Annotated in this window: 27 protein-coding genes and 1 tRNA gene; 13 read left to right on the forward strand and 15 right to left on the reverse strand. The window is 60.1% G+C overall.

The window, feature by feature from the left end:
• Positions 1-5: 5 nt before the first annotated feature.
• The 5 genes from RI101_07330 (at position 6) to RI101_07350 (ending at position 5,434) form a co-directional block, all read left to right on the forward strand.
• On the forward strand, positions 6-794 hold the full coding sequence (locus RI101_07330) for a type III pantothenate kinase (protein MEC4889858.1): 789 nt from the start codon (positions 6-8) through the stop codon (positions 792-794).
• A 98-nt stretch (positions 795-892) separates the two neighbouring features.
• Positions 893-1,468 carry a nucleotide exchange factor GrpE gene (gene grpE, locus RI101_07335; GenBank protein MEC4889859.1) on the forward strand — a complete coding sequence of 192 codons (576 nt, stop codon included), beginning with the start codon at positions 893-895 and terminating at the stop codon, positions 1,466-1,468.
• A 49-nt stretch (positions 1,469-1,517) separates the two neighbouring features.
• Complete coding sequence (dnaK, locus tag RI101_07340) at positions 1,518-3,443, forward strand: molecular chaperone DnaK (protein ID MEC4889860.1); 1,926 nt, start codon at positions 1,518-1,520, stop codon at positions 3,441-3,443.
• Between the two features lie 95 nt (positions 3,444-3,538).
• Positions 3,539-4,654 carry a molecular chaperone DnaJ gene (dnaJ, locus tag RI101_07345; protein ID MEC4889861.1) on the forward strand — a complete coding sequence of 372 codons (1,116 nt, stop codon included), beginning with the start codon at positions 3,539-3,541 and terminating at the stop codon, positions 4,652-4,654.
• 39 nt (positions 4,655-4,693) lie between these two features.
• Positions 4,694-5,434, forward strand: coding sequence for a 16S rRNA (uracil(1498)-N(3))-methyltransferase (locus RI101_07350; protein ID MEC4889862.1), 741 nt, complete (start codon positions 4,694-4,696; stop codon positions 5,432-5,434).
• 8 nt (positions 5,435-5,442) lie between these two features.
• On the opposite strand, the gene RI101_07355 is transcribed toward RI101_07350, so the two are convergent.
• From RI101_07355 to recA, 11 genes are all read right to left on the reverse strand, one after another.
• Positions 5,443-6,423, reverse strand: coding sequence for a YCF48-related protein (locus tag RI101_07355; protein ID MEC4889863.1), 981 nt, complete (start codon positions 6,421-6,423; stop codon positions 5,443-5,445).
• An 8-nt stretch (positions 6,424-6,431) separates the two neighbouring features.
• Positions 6,432-8,138 carry an IPT/TIG domain-containing protein gene (locus tag RI101_07360; GenBank protein MEC4889864.1) on the reverse strand — a complete coding sequence of 569 codons (1,707 nt, stop codon included), beginning with the start codon at positions 8,136-8,138 and terminating at the stop codon, positions 6,432-6,434.
• A 199-nt stretch (positions 8,139-8,337) separates the two neighbouring features.
• On the reverse strand, positions 8,338-8,799 hold the full coding sequence (locus tag RI101_07365; protein MEC4889865.1) for a RidA family protein: 462 nt from the start codon (positions 8,797-8,799) through the stop codon (positions 8,338-8,340).
• A gap of 10 nt (positions 8,800-8,809) precedes the next feature.
• Positions 8,810-9,967 carry a phosphopentomutase gene (locus tag RI101_07370; GenBank protein ID MEC4889866.1) on the reverse strand — a complete coding sequence of 386 codons (1,158 nt, stop codon included), beginning with the start codon at positions 9,965-9,967 and terminating at the stop codon, positions 8,810-8,812.
• An 80-nt stretch (positions 9,968-10,047) separates the two neighbouring features.
• Entirely contained in the window at positions 10,048-10,362 is a 315-nt protein-coding gene (locus tag RI101_07375; GenBank protein MEC4889867.1) for a PilZ domain-containing protein, read from the reverse strand.
• A gap of 10 nt (positions 10,363-10,372) precedes the next feature.
• On the reverse strand, positions 10,373-11,044 hold the full coding sequence (gene deoC, locus RI101_07380) for a deoxyribose-phosphate aldolase (GenBank protein MEC4889868.1): 672 nt from the start codon (positions 11,042-11,044) through the stop codon (positions 10,373-10,375).
• A gap of 17 nt (positions 11,045-11,061) precedes the next feature.
• Complete coding sequence (gene mltG / locus RI101_07385) at positions 11,062-12,099, reverse strand: endolytic transglycosylase MltG (GenBank protein MEC4889869.1); 1,038 nt, start codon at positions 12,097-12,099, stop codon at positions 11,062-11,064.
• Entirely contained in the window at positions 12,011-12,598 is a 588-nt protein-coding gene (gene ruvX, locus RI101_07390; protein MEC4889870.1) for a Holliday junction resolvase RuvX, read from the reverse strand. Before ruvX ends, mltG begins: the two co-directional genes overlap by 89 nt.
• Before the next feature lie 4 nt (positions 12,599-12,602).
• Positions 12,603-15,236 (reverse strand): alanine--tRNA ligase, encoded by a 2,634-nt coding sequence (gene alaS, locus RI101_07395; protein MEC4889871.1) that lies wholly within the window; start codon positions 15,234-15,236, stop codon positions 12,603-12,605.
• Complete coding sequence (locus RI101_07400; GenBank protein ID MEC4889872.1) at positions 15,236-15,679, reverse strand: regulatory protein RecX; 444 nt, start codon at positions 15,677-15,679, stop codon at positions 15,236-15,238. The genes alaS and RI101_07400 overlap by 1 nt, the downstream gene beginning before the upstream one ends.
• A 55-nt stretch (positions 15,680-15,734) precedes the next feature.
• Positions 15,735-16,814, reverse strand: coding sequence for a recombinase RecA (recA, locus tag RI101_07405; protein ID MEC4889873.1), 1,080 nt, complete (start codon positions 16,812-16,814; stop codon positions 15,735-15,737).
• A 268-nt stretch (positions 16,815-17,082) separates the two neighbouring features.
• On the opposite strand from recA, the gene RI101_07410 reads away from it, so the two are divergent.
• A complete protein-coding gene (locus RI101_07410; protein ID MEC4889874.1) occupies positions 17,083-18,162 on the forward strand; it encodes a type IV pilus twitching motility protein PilT in 1,080 nt (359 codons plus the stop codon).
• Between the two features lie 24 nt (positions 18,163-18,186).
• On the opposite strand, the gene thpR is transcribed toward RI101_07410, so the two are convergent.
• The 3 genes from thpR to RI101_07425 are packed head-to-tail and all read right to left on the reverse strand — an operon-like array spanning position 18,187 to position 20,572.
• Positions 18,187-18,795, reverse strand: a complete 609-nt coding sequence (gene thpR, locus RI101_07415) for an RNA 2',3'-cyclic phosphodiesterase (GenBank protein MEC4889875.1) — start codon at positions 18,793-18,795, stop codon at positions 18,187-18,189.
• Positions 18,792-20,090, reverse strand: a complete 1,299-nt coding sequence (locus RI101_07420; protein MEC4889876.1) for a competence/damage-inducible protein A — start codon at positions 20,088-20,090, stop codon at positions 18,792-18,794. Before RI101_07420 ends, thpR begins: the two co-directional genes overlap by 4 nt.
• Positions 20,091-20,107: 17 nt before the next feature.
• Positions 20,108-20,572 (reverse strand): hypothetical protein, encoded by a 465-nt coding sequence (locus RI101_07425; protein MEC4889877.1) that lies wholly within the window; start codon positions 20,570-20,572, stop codon positions 20,108-20,110.
• Between the two features lie 280 nt (positions 20,573-20,852).
• Between RI101_07425 and RI101_07430 the strand changes: the two genes are divergently transcribed.
• The 6 genes from RI101_07430 (at position 20,853) to RI101_07455 (ending at position 25,126) form a co-directional block, all read left to right on the forward strand.
• Positions 20,853-21,575 carry a chlorite dismutase family protein gene (locus RI101_07430; protein ID MEC4889878.1) on the forward strand — a complete coding sequence of 241 codons (723 nt, stop codon included), beginning with the start codon at positions 20,853-20,855 and terminating at the stop codon, positions 21,573-21,575.
• Between the two features lie 227 nt (positions 21,576-21,802).
• Entirely contained in the window at positions 21,803-22,021 is a 219-nt protein-coding gene (locus RI101_07435; GenBank protein MEC4889879.1) for a hypothetical protein, read from the forward strand.
• A gap of 27 nt (positions 22,022-22,048) precedes the next feature.
• Entirely contained in the window at positions 22,049-23,233 is a 1,185-nt protein-coding gene (locus tag RI101_07440; protein MEC4889880.1) for a hypothetical protein, read from the forward strand.
• A 52-nt stretch (positions 23,234-23,285) separates the two neighbouring features.
• Positions 23,286-23,714, forward strand: coding sequence for a hypothetical protein (locus RI101_07445; protein ID MEC4889881.1), 429 nt, complete (start codon positions 23,286-23,288; stop codon positions 23,712-23,714).
• Positions 23,715-23,725: 11 nt separating this feature from the next.
• Positions 23,726-24,133: a hypothetical protein gene (locus RI101_07450; GenBank protein MEC4889882.1), complete on the forward strand. Its 408-nt coding sequence runs from the start codon at positions 23,726-23,728 to the stop codon at positions 24,131-24,133.
• Between the two features lie 72 nt (positions 24,134-24,205).
• The gene (locus RI101_07455) at positions 24,206-25,126 is read left to right on the forward strand and encodes a hypothetical protein (GenBank protein ID MEC4889883.1); all 921 of its coding nucleotides are present in this window, start codon (positions 24,206-24,208) and stop codon (positions 25,124-25,126) included.
• On the opposite strand, the gene RI101_07460 is transcribed toward RI101_07455, so the two are convergent.
• Positions 25,120-25,980 (reverse strand): SDR family NAD(P)-dependent oxidoreductase, encoded by an 861-nt coding sequence (locus RI101_07460; protein MEC4889884.1) that lies wholly within the window; start codon positions 25,978-25,980, stop codon positions 25,120-25,122. The genes RI101_07455 and RI101_07460 overlap by 7 nt on opposite strands.
• A gap of 138 nt (positions 25,981-26,118) precedes the next feature.
• On the opposite strand from RI101_07460, the gene RI101_07465 reads away from it, so the two are divergent.
• Positions 26,119-26,194, forward strand: a tRNA-Met gene (locus RI101_07465).
• Positions 26,195-26,871: the final 677 nt, after the last annotated feature.

Genomic DNA, 26,871 nt, shown 5'->3' on the forward strand with positions numbered 1-26,871 from the left:
CCCCCATGTTACTCGCCATCGACATCGGCAATACCAACGTGGTGTGGGGCATCTTTGAAGGCTCCACCCTCCTGGCCCATTGGCGGCTGGCCACCGATCCCAAGACCACGACGGATGAGTATGGAGTGCTCTGTCTCAACTTGCTGACACGCAACGGACGCGTCCCCGAACAGATCACCGGCGCCATCATCTCCAGCGTCGTGCCGGCACTGACGAAAACGTTTGAATCCATGGTCGAGACCTATTTCCAGCGCACTCCGCTAGTTGTCTCGTCCGATATGGACATGGGGCTGACCCTCAAATACACCAACCCCAAAGAAATCGGCAGCGACCGCATCGTGAACGCCGCCGCCGCCTATCACAAATACCGCCGAGACCTCATCATCGTCGATTTCGGCACCGCGACGACGTTTTGCGCCGTCACCAAAGAGGGGGCGTACCTCGGAGGCGTGATCGCCCCGGGGCTTGGCATTTCAGCCGAAGCCCTCTTTGCCCGCGCCGCCAAATTGAGCAAGGTCGAACTGGCCAGGCCCAAAACCGTGATCGGCACCGATACGGCCAGCAGCATTCAATCCGGACTCCTCTTTGGCTATGCGGGACTCGTCGATGCGCTCGTGCGGCGCATCGAGCAGGAACAGGGACATCCGTCGTATGTCATCGCCACCGGCGGATTGGCCTCCGTGATCGCTCCAGAAACGACCTCGATCCAAAAAGTTGAGCCGCTGCTGACGCTCGAAGGACTTGAGCTCTTGTACCGCCGAGCTCAGGGCAATACCTCCGGCCACTCCTGTTAGCCGCCGGATCCTTATCCCTCTCATTTTTCTCAGAAATTTCTTTCTTCCCCCGTTGACTTCCTCTTCCCTATGGATATCTCCAGCGCTGTAGAGGAGTCATGATGAGCCAAGAACAAGACAACACTAATACAATTGCGGACTTAGAGAATGACCCATCTGTTGGAAACGCCCCCAGCGCCGGGTCCCAGGACGCGCTGACCGCGAAAGCAGAAGAATGTCAGGCACTCAACGAAAAGTATCTCCGGCTGGCGGCGGAGTTTGAAAACTATAAGCGGCTGGCGCAACGCGATCAGCGGGATCAGATCAAATTCGGCAACGAACAGTTGTTGAAGGAACTTCTGCCCGTGGTCGACAACATGGAGCGCGCGATCAAGGCGGCCCGTGACAATGGCGGAAATCCCGCCCTCGTCCAAGGCGTGGATCTCACGCTCAAGCAATTGTCTGGAGCCCTTACGAAATTCGGCGTCCAGGCGGTCGAGACCGTGGGCCAGCTCTTCGACCCGAGCACCCATCAAGCCGTATCCCAAGTTTCATCCGACAGCGTCCCCCCCGATCATGTGGTGGACGAGTTCCAGAAAGGCTATCGCTTGCACGACAGAATTCTCCGTGCCGCGATGGTCAGCGTGTCCTCAGGGCCGGCATCGGCAAGCGAACAAGGTTCCACGGCGAACTAAACCGGCAATCTCACTCAGTCGCAGATATCGGGAAGGAAGGAGTCACCTCATGGGCAAAGTCATCGGCATCGATCTTGGGACCACCAACTCTTGCGTCGCCATTATGAGCGGCGGCGATCCGGTCGTCATCGCCAACGCGGAAGGAGCCCGCACCACTCCGTCCATCGTCGGCATCACGGAAAAGGGCGAACGTCTCGTCGGTCAGATCGCAAAACGTCAGGCCATCACGAATCCGGAAAATACGATTTTCTCCGTCAAGCGTCTCATGGGCCGCAAATTCAAGAGCCCGCAAGTGCAAGAAGCCATGAAGCGCCTCCCCTACAAAGTCGTCGAAGCCGACAACGGCGATGCCCATGTCCAGATTCGCGGGAAGAGCTACAGCCCGCCGGAAGTGTCCGCCATGATCTTGCAGAAGATGCGGCAGACGGCGGAAGACTATCTCGGAGAAAAGGTCACGGAAGCGGTCATTACCGTCCCGGCCTATTTCGACGACAGCCAGCGCCAAGCGACGAAAGACGCGGGCCAGATTGCCGGGCTGAACGTCCTGCGCATCATCAACGAGCCCACGGCCGCCTCGCTCGCCTACGGCCTCGACAAGAAAAAAGACGAGCGGATCGTCGTCTATGACCTCGGCGGCGGCACCTTCGATGTCTCCATCCTCGAAATAGGCGAAGGCGTCTTCGAAGTGAAATCCACCAACGGCGACACCTATCTCGGCGGCGACGACTTCGATCTCCGCGTGATGGACTGGCTCGTGGATGAATTCAAGAAAGACCAGGGCATCGATCTCAAGAAAGACCGGATGGCCTTGCAGCGGCTGAAGGAAGCGGCGGAACGCGCCAAGATCGAGTTGTCATCCTCCGCGGAGACCGAAATCAATCTGCCGTTCATCACGGCCGATGCCAGCGGTCCGAAGCACCTGGTCACCAAGCTGACCAGGGCGAAGCTGGAACAATTGGTGGACGACTTGATCCAACGCACCATCGAGCCCTGCCGGAAAGCCTTGGCCGATGCCGGCGTCACCGCCAAAGACATTCAGGAAGTCGTGCTCGTCGGCGGCATGACCCGTATGCCGAAGGTCATCCAGATCGTGAAAGAGTTCTTCGGCAAGGAACCGCATCGCGGCGTGAACCCGGACGAAGTCGTCGCCATCGGCGCCGGCATCCAGGGCGGCGTGCTCAAGGGCGAAGTCAAAGACGTGCTCCTGCTCGACGTCACTCCGCTCTCATTGGGCATCGAAACCCTGGGCGGTGTCTTCACGAAGCTGATCGAACGCAATACGACCGTCCCGACCAAGAAGAGCCAGGTATTCTCGACCGCGGCCGATAATCAGACCGCCGTCACGATCCGGGTCTTCCAAGGCGAGCGCGAGATGGCCAACGACAATAAGCTCCTGGGCCAGTTCGATCTCGTCGGCATTCCCCCGGCCCCGCGCGGAATGCCGCAGGTGGAAGTCACGTTCGACATCGATGCCAACGGCATCGTGCATGTCTCCGCCAAGGATCTGGCGACGCAAAAAGAGCAGTCGATCAAGATCACGGCCTCCAGCGGGCTCAGCAAGGAAGAAGTCGAGAAGCTGGTTCGCGACGCCGCCTCCCATACCGAGGAAGACAAGAAGCGCCGGAAGCTGGCCGAAGCCAAGAACCAGGCGGATAACCTGGTCTACCAGACCGAAAAGAATCTCACGGAATACGGCGACAAGGTCGATCCGGATGAGAAGACCAAGATTCAGGACGCCATCGCGGCCGTGAAGAAGGCCCTTGAGGGCACTGATGCCGATGCCATCGAATCGGCGACGCAAACCCTGATGACCGCCTCGCACAAGCTCGCCGAAGAGATGTACAAGAAAGCGGCGGCCAGCGCGGCGCCAGGGTCCGGAGCTGATGCGTCAGCGGGCTCTGCAGGCGGCGAGCAGAAGACGGACGAAAAAGTCGTGGATGCCGAGTTCGAAGAAGTCGATAAAGACAAGAAGTAGTGTAGAATGTCCATCGGTCAGACCGAGTTTCCCGAAAACGGGGAACTCGGTCTTTCTGTACGTTCACCTGTCCTTTCATACGAGCACAACCAGCCGTGGCTAAACGAGACTATTACGAGATTCTCGGCGTTGAGAAAAACGTCTCCGATGAGGAGCTGAAAAAAGCCTATCGGAAAATGGCCCGCCAGCACCATCCTGACCTGCACACCGGCGACGATCAGAAAAAAGCAGCCGAAGAAAAGTTCAAAGAGATCAATGAAGCCTACGAAACGCTGAGCGATCAGGAAAAGCGGAAACGCTATGACATGTTCGGGCACGCCGGGGCTCAACAAGGCAGCGGATTCGAAGGGTTCGGCGGCCAAGCCGGCGGGTTCGGCGATGTCTTCAACGATATCTTCGAAGACTTCTTCGGCGGCCAGCGTGGCGGCAGCCGCGTCGAGCGCGGGAACGATCTGCAATACAATCTCGAGTTGAGCTTCGAAGAAGCGGTCTACGGGAAAGACGCCAAGCTGAAGATTCCCCGCTGGGAGACCTGCGGCGACTGCAACGGCACGGGCGCCAAATCAGCCGCATCGATCAAGACCTGTCCCAGCTGCAAAGGCGCCGGCCAGCTCCGGTTCCAACAAGGATTTTTCAGTGTCAGCCGCCCCTGCGGCCAGTGCGACGGCGCCGGCCAGATCGTGACGGAGCCCTGCCCCGCCTGCCAAGGCCGCCAACGGGTCTATCGCGAGCGTACCATCGCCGTGCATATTCCGGCCGGCATCGAGTCCGGTATGCGCCTCCGCCTGTCCAATGAAGGCGAACATGGCGCCAACGCCGGCCCTCCGGGGGATCTCTACGTCGCCATCTCCGTCAAGCCCCATCCCGTCTTCCAGCGCAAAGGCATGGATATTCTCTGCGATGTTCCGGTGAACTTCATTACCGCCACGCTGGGCGGCAAAATCGAAGTGCCGACCCTCAAAGGCGACACCGTCATCAAAATTCCAGCTGGCACGCAGCACGATAAGATCATGCGCCTGAAGGGACTGGGGGTGCCAAGCCTCAAAGGCAACCAGACCGGCGATCAGCTCTACATCATCAAGGTGCAAATCCCGACCAAACTCACGGCCCGCCAGAAAGAACTCCTGACCGAATTCGCCAAGGAGAGCGGCATGGTCATGGAAGCCGATGGGGATGGGTTCTTCGACAAGATGAAGACGTTCTTCGAGTAACGTCCCGCGCACAGTGTGTCTTCGCCAGACTGAGTGCCTATGCCGATCTTCTTTCTCCCCGCTCACGCCGTCACCCCTCCCTCCATCACCGTGCCTGCTGAATTGCTGGCCCATCTGCGCGACAGCCTCCGCGTCGAAGTTGGGGAAGAAGTTATCTTTGCCGATGGCCAGGGCGCTCGCTATCGAACGGAGATTACGCACAGCTCCAAACAGGGTCTTAGCGGACGGATTATCGAGACATTGCAGGAACCGCCCAGGCAGGCCCCTGCCGTCATGCTTGGGCAAGCCCTCCTCAAGGGCGAGAAAATGGATTGGGTGATTCAGAAAGCGACGGAGTTAGGCGTGAGCCAAATCGTCCCAATCCAAAGCCGCCATACGATCGTGCAGCTCAGGCCGGAACGCGTCGAATCCCAACTGGCCCGCTGGCAGCGTATTGCCCTCGAAGCCGCCCAGCAATCGGAACAATGGCGCATACCGACGATCGCACAACCGAAATCGATGAGAGATGTCTGCGCGAGCCCATCAGGCGAATCAGTCCGCCTCCTGCTGGCCGAGCGGCGTGACGGGGAGAGTTTACGGACCCTGTCACTACCGACGACAGCCACGGCATCGATCTTGGCACTGATAGGACCTGAAGGGGGATGGACGGAAGAGGAAATGAACCAGGCGGAACAGTCAGGGTATCTGCCGATTACTCTCGGTCAGCACATTCTCAGAGCCGAAACAGCGGCCATCACGACCGTAGGAATCCTCCAGCACCGGCTCGGAGAACTGGGCTAACGTTTTCTCTAACGGTGAGTTTCCAACTGCACAATCGTTCCGCCCTCGCCGCTCGCCCAACCATGGCTGGCATCAGCGAACGAGAGGCCAAATAAGGAAGAAGCCGAAACCGGTTTTCCTTCACTCCACGAAAAGCCGGCATCGGTGGTCCGATACAGCATCCCGCGCTCGCCAACAATCCAGCCTTCTTGCGCAGTTGTGAAGCGAACCTTCAAGAGATCGATGACTTTTGTGCAAGTCTTGCCACAGGGCAACGTCCGATCGATCCACTTGGTGCCGCCATCGTTCGTCTGAAACAGCGCGCCGGCATTGCCCACCGCCCATCCCGTCGAGGCGTCGGTAAAATAGACGTCGAAGAAGGTCACGGCTCCTTGCGTCGCCTGCGGAATCCAGGTATCCCCCCCATCCTGAGTCGATAACACCGTCCCTAATGCGCCGACGACCGTGCCGCGACGCTCATCGAGAAAATGGACGGCATAGAGAGCGGCGCTCGTTCCACTGGTCTGCTCCACCCAATGCACCCCGCCGTCGCTGGTGTGCAGAATGGTCCCCCCTCCTCCGACCGCCCATCCGGCCGTCGGGGAAGCGAAGTAGAGTCCATAGAGCGGCTGCTGCGTCTCCAGCGGATGGCCCGTCCAGCTTTCCCCGCCGTTCGTTGAGCGGCGAAGCGTGCCTCCGGCTCCTGTTACCCATCCCGTTTTTTGATCGATGAAAAAGACTCCCGTCAGCAACGCCGTGGTCCCGCTCACCTGCTTCTTCCACTTCTTCCCGCCATCGGCCGTGCTGAACAGCGCTCCGCCTGACCCCACCGCCCACCCCGTCTTGGCATCCTTAAACTGGACCGCCATGAGCGTCATCGCGGTATTGGCTTTCTGCAGAGTCGTCACCAGCGTCTGATCGGCGGCCTGCGCGAACAGAGGGGTCGCCAGCACTGACAGAGCGAGAACTACCCGAAGAGCGGACTGAATGGAATGGGAAGACCGTGTCATGCGTTCCTTTATTGGCTCGTGCTGGCGTCAGGCCGGTTATTCTTCCAATAGCTGTCATCGGGCAGCCCCTTGGCCTCGATGGTGAACGATCCCGCTTCCAGCGTCAGCCATTGCTTGGGCGAGCAGCAGGTGCCATCGGGCAGCACATCCCACGAACCTCGCCGCACCACCAGCGGGCCGGTCGCCAGGTCGTCGAAAAACGCCCCGCGCTTGCCGATGCCGTAGAGGTTGCGATGGGGCACTTTCACGACAATCTCAGTATCGGTCCACGATTGCACCATCGCCGCCGCGCCGTTGAACAAGACTTCCGTGCGCGACACGTTGGAGATGACCGTGCTGCCGGAATCCGGTTCGTTGATCTCGACATCCAGCCGCCGCTTGTACGCCTTCTGGCTCAACCCCAGCTCCGTATGTTCCGCGGTCTTGAGAAACGTCCCAAACCCTTTGCCCTTGATCGTCACGAGCGCATCCAGCCCCGCCGACTTCGGATCGTAGGACTCAATCACCGGCGTCACCAGCGTGAACTCCCCCGCCTCGGTCATCACTTCACCGCGCTCCTGGCAGCACGACCCGTCCGCCTTGGGTTTTGAGGCGCTCCGATAAATCCGCACCGGGCCGCTCTTCGCACTGAACGGCACCCACACATCGATCCGGTCATCGTGCCAGCGGTAGATCACGGCCGGCACCCCGCCGATTTCGACGCGATTGTCGCCCTTGTTGAAATCCATAAAGCTGTAGGGGGTCGCGCCGCTTTCGGAGTAGAACCCGAAATGCTCCCCATGAATCTTCAGCAAGGTCCCGATCGGGGCGCTGGCCGGCGTGATCGACGCGGCTTTCGGCACATGGACGGTAAAGGTGCCAAGCGTGCGCTGCCGGCCCTGATTCTTAAGGACCAGCGGCCCTGTCTCCGCCCCGAGCGGCACGTGGACCACGATCACATCGTCTTTCCATTGCGCCACGGTGGCCAGACTGCCGCCAATCAACACGGCATCGTCCGCGCCCTTCGCAGCCCCAAAGCCCTGGCCAAACAAGACAACCTTTGTCCCGGCCGGACCGCTCATCGGATCGACCCGCACGCTGGGGATCAAGGACAGCGAGACGGCATTGCTCGTCACATATTCCACCGGCGCGCAGCAGGATCCATCCGGCAAGGGATCGGAAGACGCCAGCCGCACCACCACGTCGCCGGAGGCGGCGTTCGTCGGAATCTCGACTTCGATCGTGTCGTCTTTCCACCGCCGGGGGCGCACGACAACCCCGCCGATCACCACATCATTCACCCCGAACATGGTGTTCGGATCCCGTGCGCCCGCCGTGGCGCCGAAATGCTGGCCGGTAATCGTGAGCACGGTCCCGCGCTCTGCCTCGGTCGGCGTGATCGCCTTGATCTGCGGCCCCACCACCGTGAACGTCCCGGCCGCCAACTTCTTCTTGCCGACAAACACCTCGACCAGCCCGGTCGTGGCTTTCACCGGCACCTTGACCTCGACCAGATCGGACTCCCAGCGCTGAATCAGCGCGGGCAAGCCCGCAAACGTCACCTTATTAAATTGGACGGACTTGAAGCTGCCGAGCCCCTTGCCGCTCAACACCACGGTCGAGCCGGGCGTCGCCGTTGTAGGCGTGACCTCAATGGCCGGCTGGCCCGCATAGGATAGATGAGAAAGCAGGGCTCCGAGAGCCGCCACTGCGATGATGACTCGTAGAAGCGTCATGACACCTCTCCTCTATGTCTGCGTGATACATCACGCGATCAGGTTCAGAGTCCGCTCAGAATGATCGAAAGACACTTCCCTGCACGTGGCACGAGAACCCCACGCACCGGATTAGGAAGGAGCCACCGGGGTACAACGTGAAGCGAGGGACGGTCGGACTATAACAAGCAGATTTTTCGAGTGTCAAGGCGAGCAATGACTACGGCATTACTTGCACAATCAATTCGATTTCGACTGGCGCCTGCCGAGGAAGCTCCGCGGCGCCGACAGCCACGCGGGCGTGTTTGCCTGCTTCGCCGAACACCGCCACGAGGAGGTCTGAGGCACCGTTGAGGACTTGAGGCTGGTCTGTAAAGCCAGGCGCCGAGGCAATGTGGCCGACCATCTTTACGATTCGCTTCACTTTATCCAGCGACCCGACTTCACCCTGAATGATCGCCAGTGCGTTGAGCGCGGCTACTTTCGACGCTTCCATCCCCTGCTCGATCGACAACCCCTGTCCCAGCTTGCCGGTCATGATGAGCTGCCCGTCCCTCGATGGCAGCACCCCTGACAAGAATAAGAGATCCCCCGCCCGCACCACCGGCACATAATTCGCCACCGGCTTCGGTGCCGACGGCAATTCGAGATTCAGCGCTTTCAACTTGGCATCAATCGACATCCTGCACTCCTTATCCCACACGGAGGGCGTCGAAAAAACTCTCCCCGACCGGCATGCGCTCCGCGCGCAAGGCTTCGACGATCGTCTGGCCCAAATCTGCGGCAGAGGGCCTGGCGCCAAGATTCACGCCTTGAGCCAGCTTGGGACCGGTAGTCAAGATCGGCACGTATTCACGAGTCGGCGTCCTGGCGCCACGGGTCACATCCCGTCCATGATCGCCCGTCAGCACGAGCAAATCCCCGACTCGCAGATGTTCACATAACTCGGGGAGTCGCCGGTCGAACGCCTCCAATGCGCTCGCCGCCGCAGCCGGCTCATCCGGAAACAGGTCCAGGCTCACATACAACAGGCCGCGCGGCATTTTCCGAAGCATCTTGACGGTTTCCTCAAACGCCGCCGTTACCGTGAGCGCGGGAAACGCTCTGGTAAATCCGCGTCCCGCGAATAAATCAGGCGCTTTCCCGACACCCATCACAATCTGCCCGGATCGATTCAACACATCGAGCATCGTCACCGCCGGCGGCTCGGCAATAAAATCCTTCCGGCTGGCGTGGAACTGGAACGATCCGGCTTCGCCGGTGAACGAATGCGCGACAATCCGCTGCGGTCCCGCCGAGCTGGTGAACAGCTTGCGCAGTTCACGGCAGCGTTGTTCCAGCTCGACGACCGGCAACATAGTTGGGTGCGCCGCCACGTGACAGGTCCAGCCGCCATCGGTCCAGACAATGGGCGCGCCATTCGACAGATGCTCGGCGCCGTGTTCCTCGACCAGCCCCTTGAGAGATCCCACCCGGTTGCCGATCACCTTGCGCCCCAATACCTGTTCAAGCTGCTGGATGACCGCGAGGGGAAATTGGGATCGAAATGGGGAAGCCGCGCGCGACTGGATGACGCCGCACGTTTCCCAATAGCCGGTGACGGAATCGATGCCCTGCGAGGCGAATCCCATGCGCCCGAAACAGCCGTTCATCTGAGTCATCGCGCGCACCCCAGCCACCTGCGCGAGATGCCCGAGGCCCAAGGTTTCCAGATTCGGCAGGCTCAGGCCGCCGACCGTTTCAGCCAAATGCCCCAGCGTATTGGCATCGGCATCGCCATAGTCGGACGCATCGGGCAATGCGCCGATGCCGAACCCATCGATGACGAGCAACACAACTCGATTAATCATGCGCGCACTATAGCAAAAAGGCCTGGGAGGACAAAGATCATTCCACGTATGGGCATGAAGATACTTGAGGCAGGGGCCTGCTACGCAGCCTGGGAACGAAACAGATACCGCTCGATGCTCTTCCGTGCCGATCGTGCGATGACGCGGAACTCGAGGCCAAACTCACGCCTGGTCATCCAGCACACACGGGCCAGCTCCACCTGCAGCGGATCCGTCATCCCGGGAATCGTGATGGAGAGCGACGCATACCCGTCCTGCGGAACCGGCACAGCGCTTTCAATCGCACACCCCCACTCGGACAGATTGTAGATCGTTCCGGTTCCCGTCACATTCTCAATGACAAAGGACACCGGACAATTCACCGACACCCGTGGAGCCCGCCGTGCGTCTTGCATACATCCACTCCTAGTTCGGTCTCTGGTCCTTCCACTCACCGATGATCTTGAGGCTCGCGCTGGTACCGATGCGATCCGCTCCGGCTTCGAGCATCGCCAGCGTGGTCTTCCAATCCCGGATGCCCCCCGACGCCTTCACCTTCGCCCTGCCGGCGACGGCCTGCTTCATCAGCCGCACATCCTCAACCGTGGCGCCCGCCGCGCCGAATCCGGTCGAGGTCTTCACATAATCCGCCCCCGCTTCGACGACGAGATGGCAGGCGGCGATCTTTTCCTCTTGCGTGAGATAGCAGGTTTCAAGAATGACCTTGTGCTCAACCTTCGGCGTCGCCTGCACCACTTCCACAATGTCCTGGCGGACATAGGCCTGATCGCCCGACTTCAAGCGGCTGACATTGATGACCATGTCCAACACCTGGGCGCCCCGTACCACCGCCTCGACCGCCTCCGCCACCTTCGCCTTCGTCGTATGGCCTCCGAGCGGGAATCCGATCGGAATGCCGACGCGGATTGACGTGCCGGCCACGGCGGCCACTGCTTCATCGACATAACATGGCGGCACGAAAATCACCACAAAACCATGATCTTTTGCATCCTGGCACAAGCGCAGCACATCGGCTTTCGTCGCCTCCGGCCGCAACACCGTGTGATCTAGCAGAGCAGGCACATTCCAATCAGCCATGAGATGACACACTCCTCTTACGTTCGGGTTCGATGCTGATGCGAGAAAAACTGCTTCTGGTATTTCTCGACCGCTTTGTTATGTTCAACCAGCGTCGCGGAGAACTGATGGGTCCCGTCATTCTTTGACACAAAATACAGATACGGTGAGGCGGCAGGATAGAGTGCCGCCCTGATCGACTGTGCGCCGGGACTGGCGATCGGACCGGGTGGAAGCCCGCCCCACCGATAGGTGTTATACGGGCTGGGATTCGACAGGTCCTTCTTGTGGAGATTCCCGTCGAAATTCGGCAGCCCATAGATGACCGTCGGATCGCTCTGCAAGGGAATCCGTTTCTTCAAGCGGTTGTGAAAGACCGCGGCAATCTGCGGCCGTTCGTCGCCTGCGCCCGTCTCCTTCTCGATCACCGAAGCGAGCGTGAGCACTTCGTGTTTCGTCAGATGAATATCGTTCGCCCGGGCCTGCCATTCGGTGTTGAAGACCTGGTTGAGCTGCTCGACCATCGTCCGAATCACATCCTTGGCAGCCATCGGTCTGGGAAACCGGTAGGTGTCCGGGTAGAGATACCCTTCCAGCGTTTCAGCTGAAATGCCCAAACTCTTGATGAACGCCTTCTCTTTGACCAGCCGGAGAAACTCGGAGCGATCCGTAATCTGCTGCTGGGCCAGCACATCGGCGATCTGCGCCATCGTGTAGCCCTCGGGAATCGTTACCGAATGGAGCACCACACGGCCGGCGATGAGCTTGGCCAGAATATCCGCCGGCGCCATCGCCGGATTCAACTCATATTCTCCCGGATGGATCTTGCGCTCCGCCTCCTGGGCCTTGCCGAGCAGCACGAACGCCGAGCGGCTCTTAATCAGACGCTCCCGTTCCAACGCGCTCGCCACCTTTTGAAAGGTCGCGCCTTCAGGGATCACGACGAGGGTTGAGGGAGGATGCTCGGATTCTGGTACGACCGGGGCTTCAGCCCATTTCATCATCATCCGATACCCGGCCAGACCGGCGAGCACGGCGGCGAGGACGAGCACGCTCAGGGTCATGCGAAAGGTCATAGGAGCGATCGACTAGTTCGTGATGGGGATCACCTGGCTCACTGCCTTCTTCGGCATCGGCCGGCCTGTTCTGAAGCGGCGGCGGCGCGTGAGCCTCCAAGTAACTCTGCAACAAGAACGCGGCGGCAATCCGATCGACGATGCCTTTCCGGTCCTTGCGGCTGACATCGGCGGCGATCAGCAGCTCTTGCGCCTCCGACGTCGTCAGCCGTTCGTCCCAGGTCACTACCGGAACCGGGAGCGCCTCGGCCAAAGGCACCAGAAACTGATGGACCGCCTGCACCGCCGGCCCTTCTTCACCGCCCAACCGCAGCGGGAGCCCGAGCACCACCCGCTCTGCGTCATGCGTCCGCACAAGATCCTGAATGTGGGCAATGTCCTGATCCAGCGTGCGCCGCTCGTAGGTTTCCAGCGGCTGCGCGGTCCAGCCCATTTCATCGCTCAACGCCACGCCGATCCGTTTCGTGCCGTAATCCAGTGCCAGAATGCGGCGTGGCATCAGTTTACCGCTGGAGGGAGGATTCGACCAGAGCAAAGACTTTTTCGAGCGCGGCATCCAAACGGGACGGATCCTTGCCGCCGGCTTGCGCCATCTCGGGGCGGCCGCCGCCGGTGCCGCCGACCTCGGTGGCCATGACCTTGATCAAATCCCCGGCCTTGAGCTTGCCGATGAGATCCTTCGTGACGACAACCAGCAATACCACCTTGCCGTCCTCCGTCGCCGCGCCAAGCGCGACCACGCCGCTCTTCAGCTTATCGCGCAATTGATCGGCCAGCGCCCGCATGCCATTCACATCCAGCCCGTCGGTCCGCTGCACATGCACCGGCACACCGGCAACCGTTTTGGCCGTCGACGCGACGGCGGATCCGCTCGCCATCTTGAGCTTGAGTTCTTCCAGTTCCCGCTCTTTATCCTTGAGCTGCGCGAGCACCTTGCGGGTCTTGGACACCAACTCCGCCTGCCCGACCTTCAACAGCTCCGACATCTCGCGGATTTCGGCTTCCAGCTTCTTGACCAGCGCAAAGGCCCCGCTCCCGGTCTGCGCTTCGATCCGGCGCACGCCGGCCGCCACGCCCGTTTCCGACACGATCCGGAAGAGGCCGATCTCCCCCGTATGCCGGCAGTGGGTCCCGCCGCAGAGTTCCTTGCTGAACGATTCGACCGAGACCACCCGCACCTGCTCGCCATATTTATCACCGAAGAACGCCAGAGCGCCCTTTGCCACCGCATCCTGAATGCTCATCACTTCGGTGGACACCGTTTCGTTCTTGCGGATCTCGTTGTTCACCACTGTCTCGATTTCGTCGATATCGCGTGTCGAAAGCGGGCGGAAATGGGCAAAGTCAAACCGCAGCCGGTTCGGACCGACCAACGATCCGTACTGCTTCACATGAGGACCCAGCATGTCGCGCAAGGCCGCATGCACCAGATGTGTCGCGGTATGGTTGCGCGCCGCATCCTGCCGGATCGTGGCATTGACGGACAGGCGAAGCTGTTCGCCTTCCCTGATGCGCCCCTTGCTCACCCGGCCCTTATGCAGAATCAAGGTCGGCACGGGTCTGGTCGTTTCCTTGATATCGAGCCGCCCTTCCGGTCCGACGAGCACCCCCTGATCACCGACCTGGCCGCCGCCTTCAGCATAGAACGGCGTCACATCGAGCGCGACTTCCACTTCATCGCCCTCGGCCGCTTCCTTCACCATCCGCTCGCCCTTGAGAATGGCCTGCAGCACCGCGTCGGTTTCCAGCCGGTCATAGCCCACGAACTTGGTCGTGCCCAATCGTCCGGCCAGTTCCGACACAACCGGCCTGGCGGTCTCCTGCTCAAAGCCGCCGGTCTTGCGCGCGCGCGTGCGTTGTTCCTCGATCGCCTGATCGAAGCCCTTCTCATCAACCGTCATCCCCTGCTCGCGGCAGGACTCGCCGATGAGGTCCATCGGAAATCCGTACGTGTCGTAGAGCTTGAACACGTCAGCACCGGACAAGACCGTCTGCCCGGCCGACCGTGTCTTGGCAATCATGTCGTTGAGAATCGGCAACCCCTGATCGAGCGTGGCGATGAAGCGTTCCTCTTCCCCGCGCGTGGCTTCGGCGATGGTTCCCGCAGCCGCCTTCACTTCCGAATACACGCCGCCCATCTGCTCTACCACGACCGTACTCAGCTCATGCAGGAACGGTTCGACAATGCCCAGCAGCCGGCCATGGCGCGCCGCGCGCCGGAGAATGCGGCGCAGAACATAGCCCCGCCCTTCATTGGAGGGCAACACGCCGTCGGTCATCAAAAAGCTGATCGCACGCAAGTGATCGGCCACGACACGCATTGAACGGTCGGCCGTATCTTTCTGGCCGTACTGCATCCCAGCCCGTTTCGCGATCGCCGTGAGCAGCGGCGTAAAGAGATCGCTGTCGTAATTGCTGTAGACCCCCTGAGCCACCGCCGTCAGCCGCTCCAGCCCCATGCCGGTATCGATGCTGGGCTTTGGCAAGGGATTCAAGGTCCCGGAGGCATCCCGGTTGTACTGCATGAACACGAGATTCCAAATCTCAATGACGCGATCGCCCTCGCCGTTCGGCGTATCATCGCCGGGAACGGTCGGGCCCTGGTCGAAATGGATTTCCGAGCAGGGGCCGCAGGGACCGGTATCGGCCATCTGCCAAAAGTTATCCTTCTCGCCACAACGCACAAGGCGCGACGGCGATACGCCGATTTTTCGCCAGAGCTGCTCGGCCTCGTCATCCTCACGGAACACCGTCACCCACATCCGGCTCTTATCCAGCCCGACCGTCTGCGTCAGAAATTCCCAGCCGAACTTGATCGCATCTTCCTTGAAATAGTCACCGAACGAGAAGTTCCCGAGCATCTCGAAGAAGGTGTGGTGCCGTCTCGTGTAGCCGACGTTTTCGAGATCGTTGTGCTTCCCCCCGGCGCGCAGGCACTTCTGCACCGTCACGGCGCGCGTGTAGGCCCGCGTTTCCTCGCCGAGAAAGACCCGTTTGAATTGATTCATCCCGGCATTGGTAAACAGCAGGGTCGGATCGGCCTGGGGAATCAACGCCGAGCTTGGCACCGCCTGGTGCCCCTGCTGTTCAAAGTACCGGATAAACGCCTGCCGAAGTTCGTGTGCGCTATTCTTCATCAATCAGATCCTTCACGTCCGGAACGAGCCCCGATAATACGGTCAATCGTGTCTTCTTCGAAACCCCACTGACGTAGGAGGCGCACCGCCTGCGCCGGCGTCATGCGGCACCCCTTGCGCTGCCTGGCCTTGAGCGCCCTCCGCGCCAGCGCCTCTTCGTCAACATCATGAATGGCGGCGCCAATCGCCTGGTCTGCGACCGCCTCTTCGATCCCTTTGGCCTGCAGTTCCGCTTTCAACCGTTCACGCCCCATGGGCCGGCGAGCCAAACGGCTCTCGATCCACCGCTCTGCATAGGCGCGATCGTTGAGATAACGGAGGTCGGACAAGCGGCCAATGACCTGTGTGACCTGGGCGGGAGAGGCTCCTTTGCTCCCGAGATACTGCTCGACCTGAGCCACCGTCCGGTCCCAGCGAGCCAGGTACCGGACAGCCAGATGCATCCACTCTTCTTGGGAGGATGGGCTGATTCGCCTGGGCGCACCCACGCTCGCCTACCTACTTGTGAGCCCGCTTCTCGTCACCCTTGCCTGCCGGTTTTTCTTTCTCGTCCTTGGGCTCGGCCTTCTTTTCGTTCCGCGCCGGCACCCCGGCCAGCTCACGGATCTTCGCTTCCACCTCAAGCGCCGCCGCCGGATTATTCTTCAGAAACGCGCAGGCCGCCTCGCGGCCCTGGCCGATCCGCTCCCCTTTGTAGGAGTACCAGGCGCCGGACTTGTCGATCACCTTCTTCTCCACACCGATATCAACCAACTCACCCGTTTTGGAAATGCCTTCCGCGAACATGATGTCGAACTCCGCCTGCCGGAACGGCGGCGCCATCTTGTTCTTTACCACCTTCACGCGGACCCGGCTGCCCATCACATCCTGGCCTTCTTTAATGGACTCGATGCGCCGGATGTCCAGCCGCACCGATGAGTAGAACTTCAGCGCGTTGCCGCCGGTCGTCGTTTCCGGATTGCCGAACATCACGCCGATCTTCATGCGGATCTGGTTGATAAAAATCAGCGTCGTCTGCGACTTGGAGATCGCCGCCGTGAGTTTGCGCAAGGCCTGGGACATCAGCCTGGCTTGAAGGCCCATGTGCGAATCGCCCATCTCGCCTTCGATCTCGGCGCGCGGCGTGAGCGCCGCCACCGAGTCCACAACGATCAGATCGATCGCCCCGCTGCGCACCAAGGTCTCGGCAATTTCCAGCGCCTGTTCACCGGTATCCGGTTGCGACACCAGCAGATCGTCCGCCTGCACACCCAGCTTCTTTGCATAGGTCAGGTCCAAGGCATGTTCCGCGTCAATAAATGCCGCCACTCCGCCCGTCTTCTGCACTTCGGCTATACAATGGAGCGTCATAGTCGTTTTGCCCGAGGCTTCCGGGCCGAAAATCTCGATCACCCGCCCGCGGGGAATCCCGCCCACGCCGAGCGCAATATCCAAGCCGAGCGACCCGGTCGAAATCGCCGGGATATCGGCCGGCCGGTCCTCGGATCCGAGCTTCATAATGGCGCCCTTCCCGTACTGTTTTTCGATCTGGGAGAGGGCCAAATCCAACGCGCGCTTCTTGTCGTCTTTCTCTGACATGAGCATCTCCTACATTAGAGGAATTCGGAAGGGGGGATTATACCGAAGCAGAATGGGGAAACCTAGCCTGACCGTGTCAACTGGCCCCATCCAAGGAAAGGCCGGCGGCACCAACGTTCAACGTCCAGACCTTGCGTCAAATCACTCCGCTGCAAGGCCGGGCTGATTCGGCCCTGCCTGGTTCGTCGTTTTACTTGCCAGGCCAAGACTCTCCCCTATAATCAACCTGGCACAACCCTTTCGACACCAGATTTCCGGGAGAATCGAGATGGCCAAGATAGACGATCTCTTCAAACTCATGTCCGAGCACGGCGCGTCCGACTTGCACCTCATTGCCGGACAGCCGCCGGCCCTGCGGATCAACGGCGAGCTCGAGCGCATCAGCAGCCAGGGCATTCTGGCCCAGGACGGGCTGAAAGAACTCCTGTACGAAATCACGCCCGCCGCCAAAAAGGATCATTTCGAGCTAACCGGCGATGTCGATTTCGGCTACGAGATCCCGGGGCTGGCCCGGTTCCGTGCCAACCTCTTCAATCAGAAATACGGCTGCGGCGCCGTGTTCCGCAAAATTCCCAGCAAAGTGCTGACGGCGGAGGATTTGGGGTTGCCCCCCATCTTGACCAAAGCCGCCATGCTGAAAAAAGGGCTGGTCCTGGTGACCGGCCCCACGGGAAGCGGCAAATCCACCACCTTGGCGGCCATGATCGATTACGCCAATAAAAACCGGAAGGACCACATCCTGACGGTCGAAGACCCGATCGAGTTCGTGCACCAAAGCCAGGGCTGCATCGTCAACCATCGGGAAGTCGGCGTCCACACACAATCCTTCGGGGCGGCGCTGCGCGGCGCGATGCGTGAGGATCCGGACATTATCCTGGTCGGAGAAATGCGCGACCTCGAAACGATTCGACTGGCGGTCGAAGCCGCCGCGACCGGGCACCTGGTTTTCGGCACACTGCATACGGAAAATGCCGCCAAGACCGTGGACCGGATCATCGAAGTGTTCCCGCATCAGGAGCAGGCGCAGATTCGGAATACGCTCTCCACCGCCCTTCGGGTCATCGTCGCGCAAAACCTGTTTAAGCGCATCGATCAGAAAGGCCGCTGCGCCGCGCTGGAAATTCTGGTCTGCACCCCGGCCGTCGCCAATCTCGTGCGCGACGCAAAAACCTTCCAGATTGCCTCAATCATGCAGACAGGCAAAGCCGCCGGCATGCAAACACTGGATGATGCGATCCAAGATCTCCTGACCAAAAAATGGATTGCGCCGGAAGAAGCCTACGAGAAGGCGATCGACAAAAGCCGGTTTGCGAAATTCCTCAAGACACCGCCGGACTCTTTGCAGTAACCGCTTACGTGGGATGCACGGCTCTTACGATCCGATCCGTGCGTCCCACAGCTTCGTATAGATAGGCCCGGATGGTTTCAGCTCGCTCTTCATCAGAACCATCGAGTCCACTGCCAGCGCTCCCAAAGACCATGGCCGATCCATCGCGCCGCTCTTAGCCATGGCCTGTCCCACATGGCGTTCCCCCGCTTTGATCCGCGCCAGGGTGAGATGCGGGCTCAAGGGTCGGCCTTCCCGCGCAAACCCCAATAATTCGCAACAGTCTTCGAGCGATTGATGCAGCGCGGACAGCCGTGCCGCTTCTTCCCCCTTCTCCCACTGTGCTGACGCGCCTGCCCATACGACTCGTGGCTGCTGCGGATGAGGGAAGGCCCCGAGTCGCTCGATTGGAATATGAATGATTCGATGGGCCTTCACCACCTGTTCGATGGCCTGGCGCATCGGTTCAACGAGCGATTCCTCGATATCACCGAGGAATTTGACGGTGAGATGGATCAAGGCAGGCTGCACCCAGGAAAGGCGAACGTCTTTGGGAAAATCACGGCCGAGCCGCTGTTTGAGATCCTGCTGTACTTGCGCGAGTTGCGTCCTGAGGCCGTCACTGAGCTCAACGGCGAGAAAGACCCTGATCATGCGCCGCTCCTGTTCAGAGCCCAGCGGCGAAGAAGATCGAGCGCGGCCTGCGAGGACCGCTGTTTGATGACCTGACGGTCGCCGTGAAAGCGATACTCTTTCGTAATCGCCTCACCAGGCCCGCCATCGAGTCCGATATAGACCAGGCCCACTGGTTTCGTCTCCGTCGCGCCACCCGGTCCGGCAATACCGGTCACACTCAGCCCCACCGAGACACCGGCACGTTCGCGAATCCCCTTCGCCATGGCCGCCGCGACGGCCTGACTGACCGCGCCCTGTTTCGCAATCAGGTCCGCTGGCACGCCCAACATATCGATCTTTGATTGATTGCTGTAGCAGATCGCGCCGCGATCGACATACGCCGAGGATCCCGGCACTTGAGTCAGCCGATGGCCGATCAATCCCCCGGTGCAGGACTCCGCTGTCGCGACTGTCAGCTTCCGTTCCGCCAAGAGCCGCCCGACCACGGCTTCCATCGTGTCATGCCCCTCGGCAAAGAGCCACTCGCTCAATCGGGAACGGACCTGTTCGGCAAGCCCTGGCAACAGATCGGACGTACCCCTCTTCTTGCCACTCGGCTTCGTCGTCAATGAGACGAGCACACCCATGGGCGAGGCCAGCAAGCCCAGATCGATGGGCGCACCCTTGGGAATCACGCCCTTGAGCCTGGCATCCACATCCGCCTCCGGCAATCCCCAGGTGTGAAATACGTGGCGGGCGATCGGACTCGGGCATTGCGCGCAGGCGGCGATTCTGGCCTTGAGCAGGGGCACCACTTCCTGCAGGACCATCGCTTCCATTTCCCTGGGCACACCAGGCAAGGACACCAGCAGAGCGTTTTTCCAGGACAGGCAAAACCCCGGAGCAGACCCGACGGAATTGGCCAACACGGTCGCGCCGGACGGAATCAGCGCTTGCCGCATCTGCGCGGGATTGGGGGTCCGCCCCCATTCGGCCAATCGCGCCGTCATGCCGTCAAACGCCTCCTTGCGGCGCGCCAGCCGCCGTCCCGTCGCCTTGGCAATGGCTTCTCTTGTGCAATCGTCCACGGTCGGCCCCAGGCCGCCAGTGATCACGACCACGCCTGCGCGGCTGACTGCCGCCTTGAGAACCCGCACGATATCCACCTGGTCATCCCCCACCACGGTCTTGAAACGCACCTCGATGCCCAGTTGGCCGAGCATCTCCGCGAGAAAGAGCGAATTGCTGTCGGTCCGTCCGCCCACGAGCAACTCGGACCCAATGGCAATGGTTTCAGCGAGGAACGGACGATCGGCAGGCCGTGAGGCACTCATGGATGGCATACGCTCCGTTATGGGATTGCCGAAAAATCGACAAGAAAATTGACCGCTCCACCGGCGGCCGGAAAGACCGTGATTGTCGTGGTGGCCGTGGGATCGAGGTCGCCATAGTCGAACGAGGCGACGACTTTGGCCTTAAAGCGCGGGCTGTCAGGCCAGGCCGCGCTGCGGCTGGCCTGCCCGTCAAAGCGGACAGTCACCGGCTTGACGGTCTGGCCTCGCTGATCGAGCACCAGATAACTCTCCACGGCGAAATTCGGCGCATCCCCGAAGATGACCGCGCTGATCAGCATCGTCTTGGCGTCAAGTACCTGCGCGATATCGGCCTCGCTGGGCTGCAATCCGCGCAGAGCCATGTGCGTGGCCATGACCGAGAGGGCCCCCAGCTTCGTAATCAGAAATCCGCTCGGATGCACCTCATCCTCGGCTCCGAAGCGGGCGTAGAAACTGTCTGGCGGCCCTCCACGTTGCGCCATCGCGTGGCCTGCATCCAGCGACGCGCGGATCTGCGCAGAGGTTGGATGCACCTCAATCGCACACACAGGCGATGCGCTCAACAGAAGCGCAGCGCCCACGCACCGGACCAGCCAATGACCAGTCGGGATCGGCATGACGTGAAGCCGTACCAGATCGATTTTCGCCTGTCAATGAAGGCGCGCGCGGGCTTTCGCCCGTTGACAAGACCGAAGATGAAGTGCTAAAGAATCACGCCTTTACTTACCGTGCCTTTTCAAGCAGTTACACGGAGGAGTTTCGATGTCCAGCCCTGAACAGACACCCGCAGCACAACCACCCAAACGTCAGTACGTCAATTTCGTGTTCTATAAAGTCGACCCGGCCTGGCGCCGCCTCCCGGAAGAGGAGCGCACCAAGGGCAAGCAGGAATTCCTGCGCGCCGTCGAAGACTATGCCGGCCGAGTCATGGTCATCGCCTATTCGGCCGTCGGCATCCGGGGCGATTGCGACATCATGCTCTGGCGCATCAGCTACGAATTGGAGTTGTTCCAGGAGATGACCACGAAGATCCTGGCATCGGGACTGGGCAAATACATCACGACGCCCTATTCCTATCTCTCCATGACCAAGCGGTCCATCTATGTGGACAACCACACCCACGAAGGACAGGAGAGCAAGCGCCTCACGGTCGTGCCGGGGAAGGGCAAGTATATTTTCGTGTATCCGTTCCTGAAAACCCGCGAGTGGTTCCTGCTCACCAAGGCCGCGCGGCAGGGCATGATGGACGAACACATTGAAGTCGGCCATCGCTTCCCCTCCGTCAAGCTGAATACGACCTATTCCTTCGGCCTCGACGATCAAGAATGGGTCGTGGCGTTCGAAAGCGATAAGCCCGAAGATTTTCTCGACTTGGTCATGGCCCTGCGTGAGACCGAAGGTTCGCGCTACACCTTGCGCGATACGCCGATCTTCACCTGCATTCGCCAGAGCCTGAAAGAAACGCTCGATACGCTCGGCGGTTAAGCGTCACGCAGAGCAACCGTCAACGGGCCTTCGATCATCCGATCGAAGGCCCGTCGTTTTTCCAGGCTTCAGCAAGACCACCATTCAGCCGCCCGTTTCGCCTCTCACGCCTTACGTTTTACGAATCCTGGCACAACCTGCGCAACGGCATCCGACGGCTTTGACAGCCAAATCGCGCATGTGTTACCTCTACTACGTCACTTTTCACTAACCAACCTGGTATGTCGATGGCTGATACCACTGCCCTGTATGCCCTCCGGTTCCCAGATGGATCCGTGAGTCTATATATTGACGAGCACTATGCCCAGGAACGCGGCGTAGACCCGTCGAAACTGGTGCGAATTGAGATCCCACGCGAAATGTTCATCAGCGGAAGCGTCCAGGAAGTCCGCGAATACGTCGCCCTCTACCTGGAGACCCATCAACAGCAAACCGGGAACGCCTAATCGGGGCAGACAGGATTCACCAATACCATGCCGTCTACCATGTCCTCCCCCCTCACAGCGGAACTCATCCAAGAGGTCATTGCCGGCCTGCCCATTCAGGGGCGGATCATGCTGCGCCTCCTCCTGCTCCAACATTTCGACGTCACGCAAGATGAAATTCTCTTTATGGTGTCGGACCGGCCTGATCCCCGTTGCGTCTCCGGCACCAAACCCATTACGACCATGACTCAAGAAGCCATCACCGCGATGCTGAACCGTCGCGATGAGTATCGCAAGCGGGCGCGCCTGAAGCGGGAACGGACCTGGCTCCAATGCACCGCGCTGCGTACCCTCGCTAAAACCTCCGAATCCTTGGCCGAACGCGCCGCGGCCTTGTTGCGCACCACCTATGGTGTTTCCGACGAGACGATCGCCGGCCTCCAAGTCAAAGCCCGGGTCGCCGTGCCACGGCCACTTCTACGGATGCTGGAAGAGCGCTGGGATACCGACGAAATTTCAGCCGAGGAGTACCAAAAGCAGCGGCTCGCGGTGGAATTGCAGCTGCAGCTCCGCATGGCCGAACGGTTCCGAAAACGCCTCGACCTGGCTGAGCGGGAACAACAGACGGCCGACAACAACACGCTCCAGGACCACGAGATCGGGCACATCTGGGGGATTCCGGCCGGCACGCTGGCCGCGAGAAAAGTGAAGTTTTTGTCACAATACCTGATGGCTCTGCAAACCAAGCTGACCGGCGCCCCCGTACAACCCAATACCGCCCCGCCGTTGGACCTCTGGAAAGAGACGCTGACCGTCCTCTCCCGCACGCCCATCGAACGATCCATCGCCACGTACGATGGGCTGGAAAAGACTGAAACCGCCTTGATCGATAAGTTGTCCCTCTATGTCGTGGGCGCGCTGCCCGAAGAGACGGAAGTGAAATTCTGGAATTCGCTCGTCTATGGCGCCAGCTCAAACGCCGTTCATACAGAAAACACCCGCACGCTGTTCGGCCTGCAACGGCTCGTCTCCATCCAACATGACACCGATACCAGCCCGGAGGCCCTCGACGAAGAACTGATGAAACGCACCGCGCCTCGCCACAAAGCCGAAGTGGGCGCGCTCGGAGGTCCTGGCGACGAGTCCAAACCGGAAATTACCGACTTGCAGAAGCAAATCCTGCACAACTTTATCGGAGAAGATGTCAGCGGCCGGGCATCGGACAAATGGTAGGTTCCGGCATCCATTGCGAATACCATCCGTTGCGGTATAATTGAACCACGTTATGGTGAGACCATCCGTCAACCAGCCAGCCGCTTCCAGATCCATGCTGACAGGCTTGTTCTTCGGCCTGCTCGTCGGCCTCGGATTTCCCTACAGTACGTCCGCCGCCAATTTGCTCGAGATCGCCGAATTGATCGCGCACCCGGAGCAATATGACCATCAAGATGTGGTCGTGAGCGGCAAGGTCACCAACGTCCAGCTCGCCACCAATCGGCAGGGACAACCGGCCTATGGATTTTTGCTGCAAGACCAGGCCGGCACGTTGAAGGTGGTCAGCCTCGGCCAGGCGGAAGTCCATGAGGGCGATCACGTGATCGTCGAAGGCGTGTTCAGCCGGTTACGCCAGGCTGGCCGAACCATCGTCTATAATGAAATCAAAGCCCTCTCCGTCAAACCGATGAATCGGCTGAATCCCGATCTCGTCGGATAAGAATCCGACCCATGCCGCCCGTCCAATCACTGCACATCAGGCACTTCTTCAATCTGAGCCTCGGACTCCTCGCCGTTGCCTGGGTGACCGGCTGCGCCACCCCCGCCCAAGTCGGCGAGTATCCGAATCAGCAGCGCATGGTCGGTGCCTCAAAAGCTGCGGTGCTGGCTTGCGCCGGAAAACCGGTCAAGGAACAAACCAGAAACGGCGTCACCCTCCTGCAATATTATCGTGAAGCCCCGATGCTTGAAGAATCGTCGCCGGTCGGGAAAGGCAGCTTTCCCACCGTGCATCATGGCTGCTGGGCGACCGTGATCATCGCCGACGACCGCGTGACAGAAGTGCGCTACCGGTTCGCCCCGCCCTCCTTCGACGCGTCGAACGACTGCGAAGCCATCTTCGAGTCCTGCCAGCAATAGCGCGCCACCCAGGCCGGCCAGTTACGTTTTCAGCCTAGCCGATCGATGCAAATCGTGGTACTCCTAGCCCCTATGGCACGGCGTAGCCCCCTCTATAGGATCGCGCAGGGATTCGTCTTCATACTCCTGTTCGTCTGGCCCTTCGATACGCAGGCGCTGGAGAAATACGGCCGCCCTCTGCCCTCGATGGAGGACACGGACGAAAACGGCCATGAGGCCGAGGAAACCTTGTTCGGCGGCTACCTGCTCACCGGCGCATTCGTAAAAAATCCCACCTTTGCCGCCAGACCGGATAACAGCGGACTGGTCGGCCTGCGCCACATGCTGCATCTTGAAACCGATCTCTACAAACAATACCTGACCTTTTACACTGACCAGAACTTCTTTTCTGATCGGACGAATGGCTGGATCAGACTCAGCGAATGGGACGGCACCTACGCCTTCACTGGAGTCGTCGATCATTTTGGCTGGCGGCTGCAATATGAACGGGATGCACCGATCGACCGCCGCGGAATCAAACAGGCCTATGCCGACGGCCTGCTCACCGCCAAACTGCAATCAGCGCAAGACATGGCCTGGTGGCGGCAACTCCTTCCGAACCAAAGCCTGACCATGTACGGCGGGGCTGGCTGGCTCTTTCACAACAGCCAATATTTCGCCAGGCCGGACAACACCGGCCGCGCCCTCTTCCGCTATGTCGCGCATGCCGATCTTGATCTCTACAAAAATAAAGTCGTGCTCTACGGCGACGCGAATATGTTCACGGACCGTGAGGCCGGCAATCAGATGAAGCCGTCTGAGCTGGATTGGATCGTCGGGCTGGCCGTCCGCTGGAAGGATATGGAGCTGGCCTTCTATCGAGAACAGGATCAGCCGTTGGACAAAGCCGGCCTGGTCCAGAAATACTTGGCCGTCCAGCTCCGCTTCTCCTTCGACGTCTCAAAGCAAGATTTGGGAATGGGGGGAGCACCAGGCCTCTCGTCCGCTCACTGAGGCAAGTGCAAGATTTTGGTCATCAGCCGATCCGAGAGCCGATCGGGAAGCAGTTTGACCATGAGCGCGCGCAGCTTCGCATCGCGTCCGACCAGATACCGGGTCTTGGGATGCGCGGCGGTCAGGGCATGCTCCACCACCCGAGCCACAGCCTCCGCCGGAATCGCCCGCGCGGCCGCTTCTGCCACACAGGCTTTCACCCCTGCCGCCGCCGCCGCATACAGCTGCTTCAACTCACCTGACACCGTGGCTTCCAGCTCATCGGCCTTCGCTCCGGACTTCTCCCAGATCGGCGTGGCGATAGCCCCAGGCTCGACGATCGACACCTGAATCCCCCACTGTTGCACTTCAAGCCGTAGCGCATCCGTCAGCGCCTCCAGGGCAAACTTCGACGCGGAATAAGGCCCCATTAGCGGCATAGCCGCACGCCCGGCAATCGACCCCATATTCACGATGCGGCCGCGCCCCTTCCGTAACGAGGGAAGAAAGGCCTGAGTCACCGCGACCTGGCCGATGACATTCACCTCGAACTGCCGTCGAAGATCCGGGATCGGCACCGCTTCAAGCGGGCCCGCGACAGCGATTCCCGCATTGTTCACCAAACCGGCCAACCCCGCCTCGCCCACCCGTTCGGCAACCAGGCGGCGTGCCTGCTCGATCATGCCGGCATCCGTCACATCCAGCACGATCGGCTGCAGCCGGGGTGACGCCTGCGCTCTCAGGCGCACACCATCCTCCGTGCGTCGCACACCGGCAAACACGACAAACCCCAGACGATCCAGATGCCAAGCACAAGCCGCCCCGATTCCCGTCGAGGCACCGGTGATCAGCACAAACTTCGGTTGTGTCTCCACGTCACACCCATTCCTTGAGATAATTCAGGCCACGATACCAGCTTTTGCCGATGGGTTCACGCCAAACACACAGTTCGTCAAGAAGCACCACGCCACCCTTGACGATGAGCAGGGAAGTATGCGAGTTTTCACTCGCATGGCGGTGTAGCTCAGTTGGCAGAGCAGCGGACTCATAAGCCGCGGGTCACCCGTTCAATCCGGGTCACCGCCACCACTTCTTACTCCGTTTTATATAATCCGCAACCTGTTGCCTGCTCCACGGGGATCGACCTGCGCAAGACGCGCTCCTCGCAAGGTGCGCACTCCAGTCCATTGAGCATTCCGCAAGGGCAATCTCTTGCTGGACACGAGAAATAGAATCGCCATCACCTTTCCTCTTCAGATTCTTCCCTCCTGGAATCCATTATGAACCACGGATGCGGGCAAACAACGCTGTGCGTTCAAAATCTGGCTTTCTCCAACTTGCGCAACTTGAATCACCCACATCCCTCTCACCAGAAAAAACTCGCCGACACACACGACAAACTCTCTTCAAAGACAATTTCGAAGAGAAAAATTTTACTCGCCGCACAATCTCTGATATAGAAGACATATCTTTTCACTTTTAACATCGAAGGGGGGTGGAGTACTCATGGCAACGAAGAAAGCAGCGCCGAAGAAAGCAGCCGCCGCGAAGAAGCCGGCAAAGAAGGCCGCCGCCAAGAAAAAGAAGTAGGCGCCCATGAGGAGGCGGCGGCCACGTCGCCTCCTCACCTTCCTCCTCGATAACTACACAGTCCGACCACCACAACCCCATTTGAACTTCTCTTCGCAGTACCGGCTCAACCACTGATTGTCACCGCACGGCAATTTCTCACCTCTCCCTGATAGGCACCTGGGGAGAAACGGGAA

Origin of the sequence: Nitrospira sp. (genome assembly GCA_035968315.1) — a bacterium.
GTDB lineage: Bacteria > Nitrospirota > Nitrospiria > Nitrospirales > Nitrospiraceae > Nitrospira_D.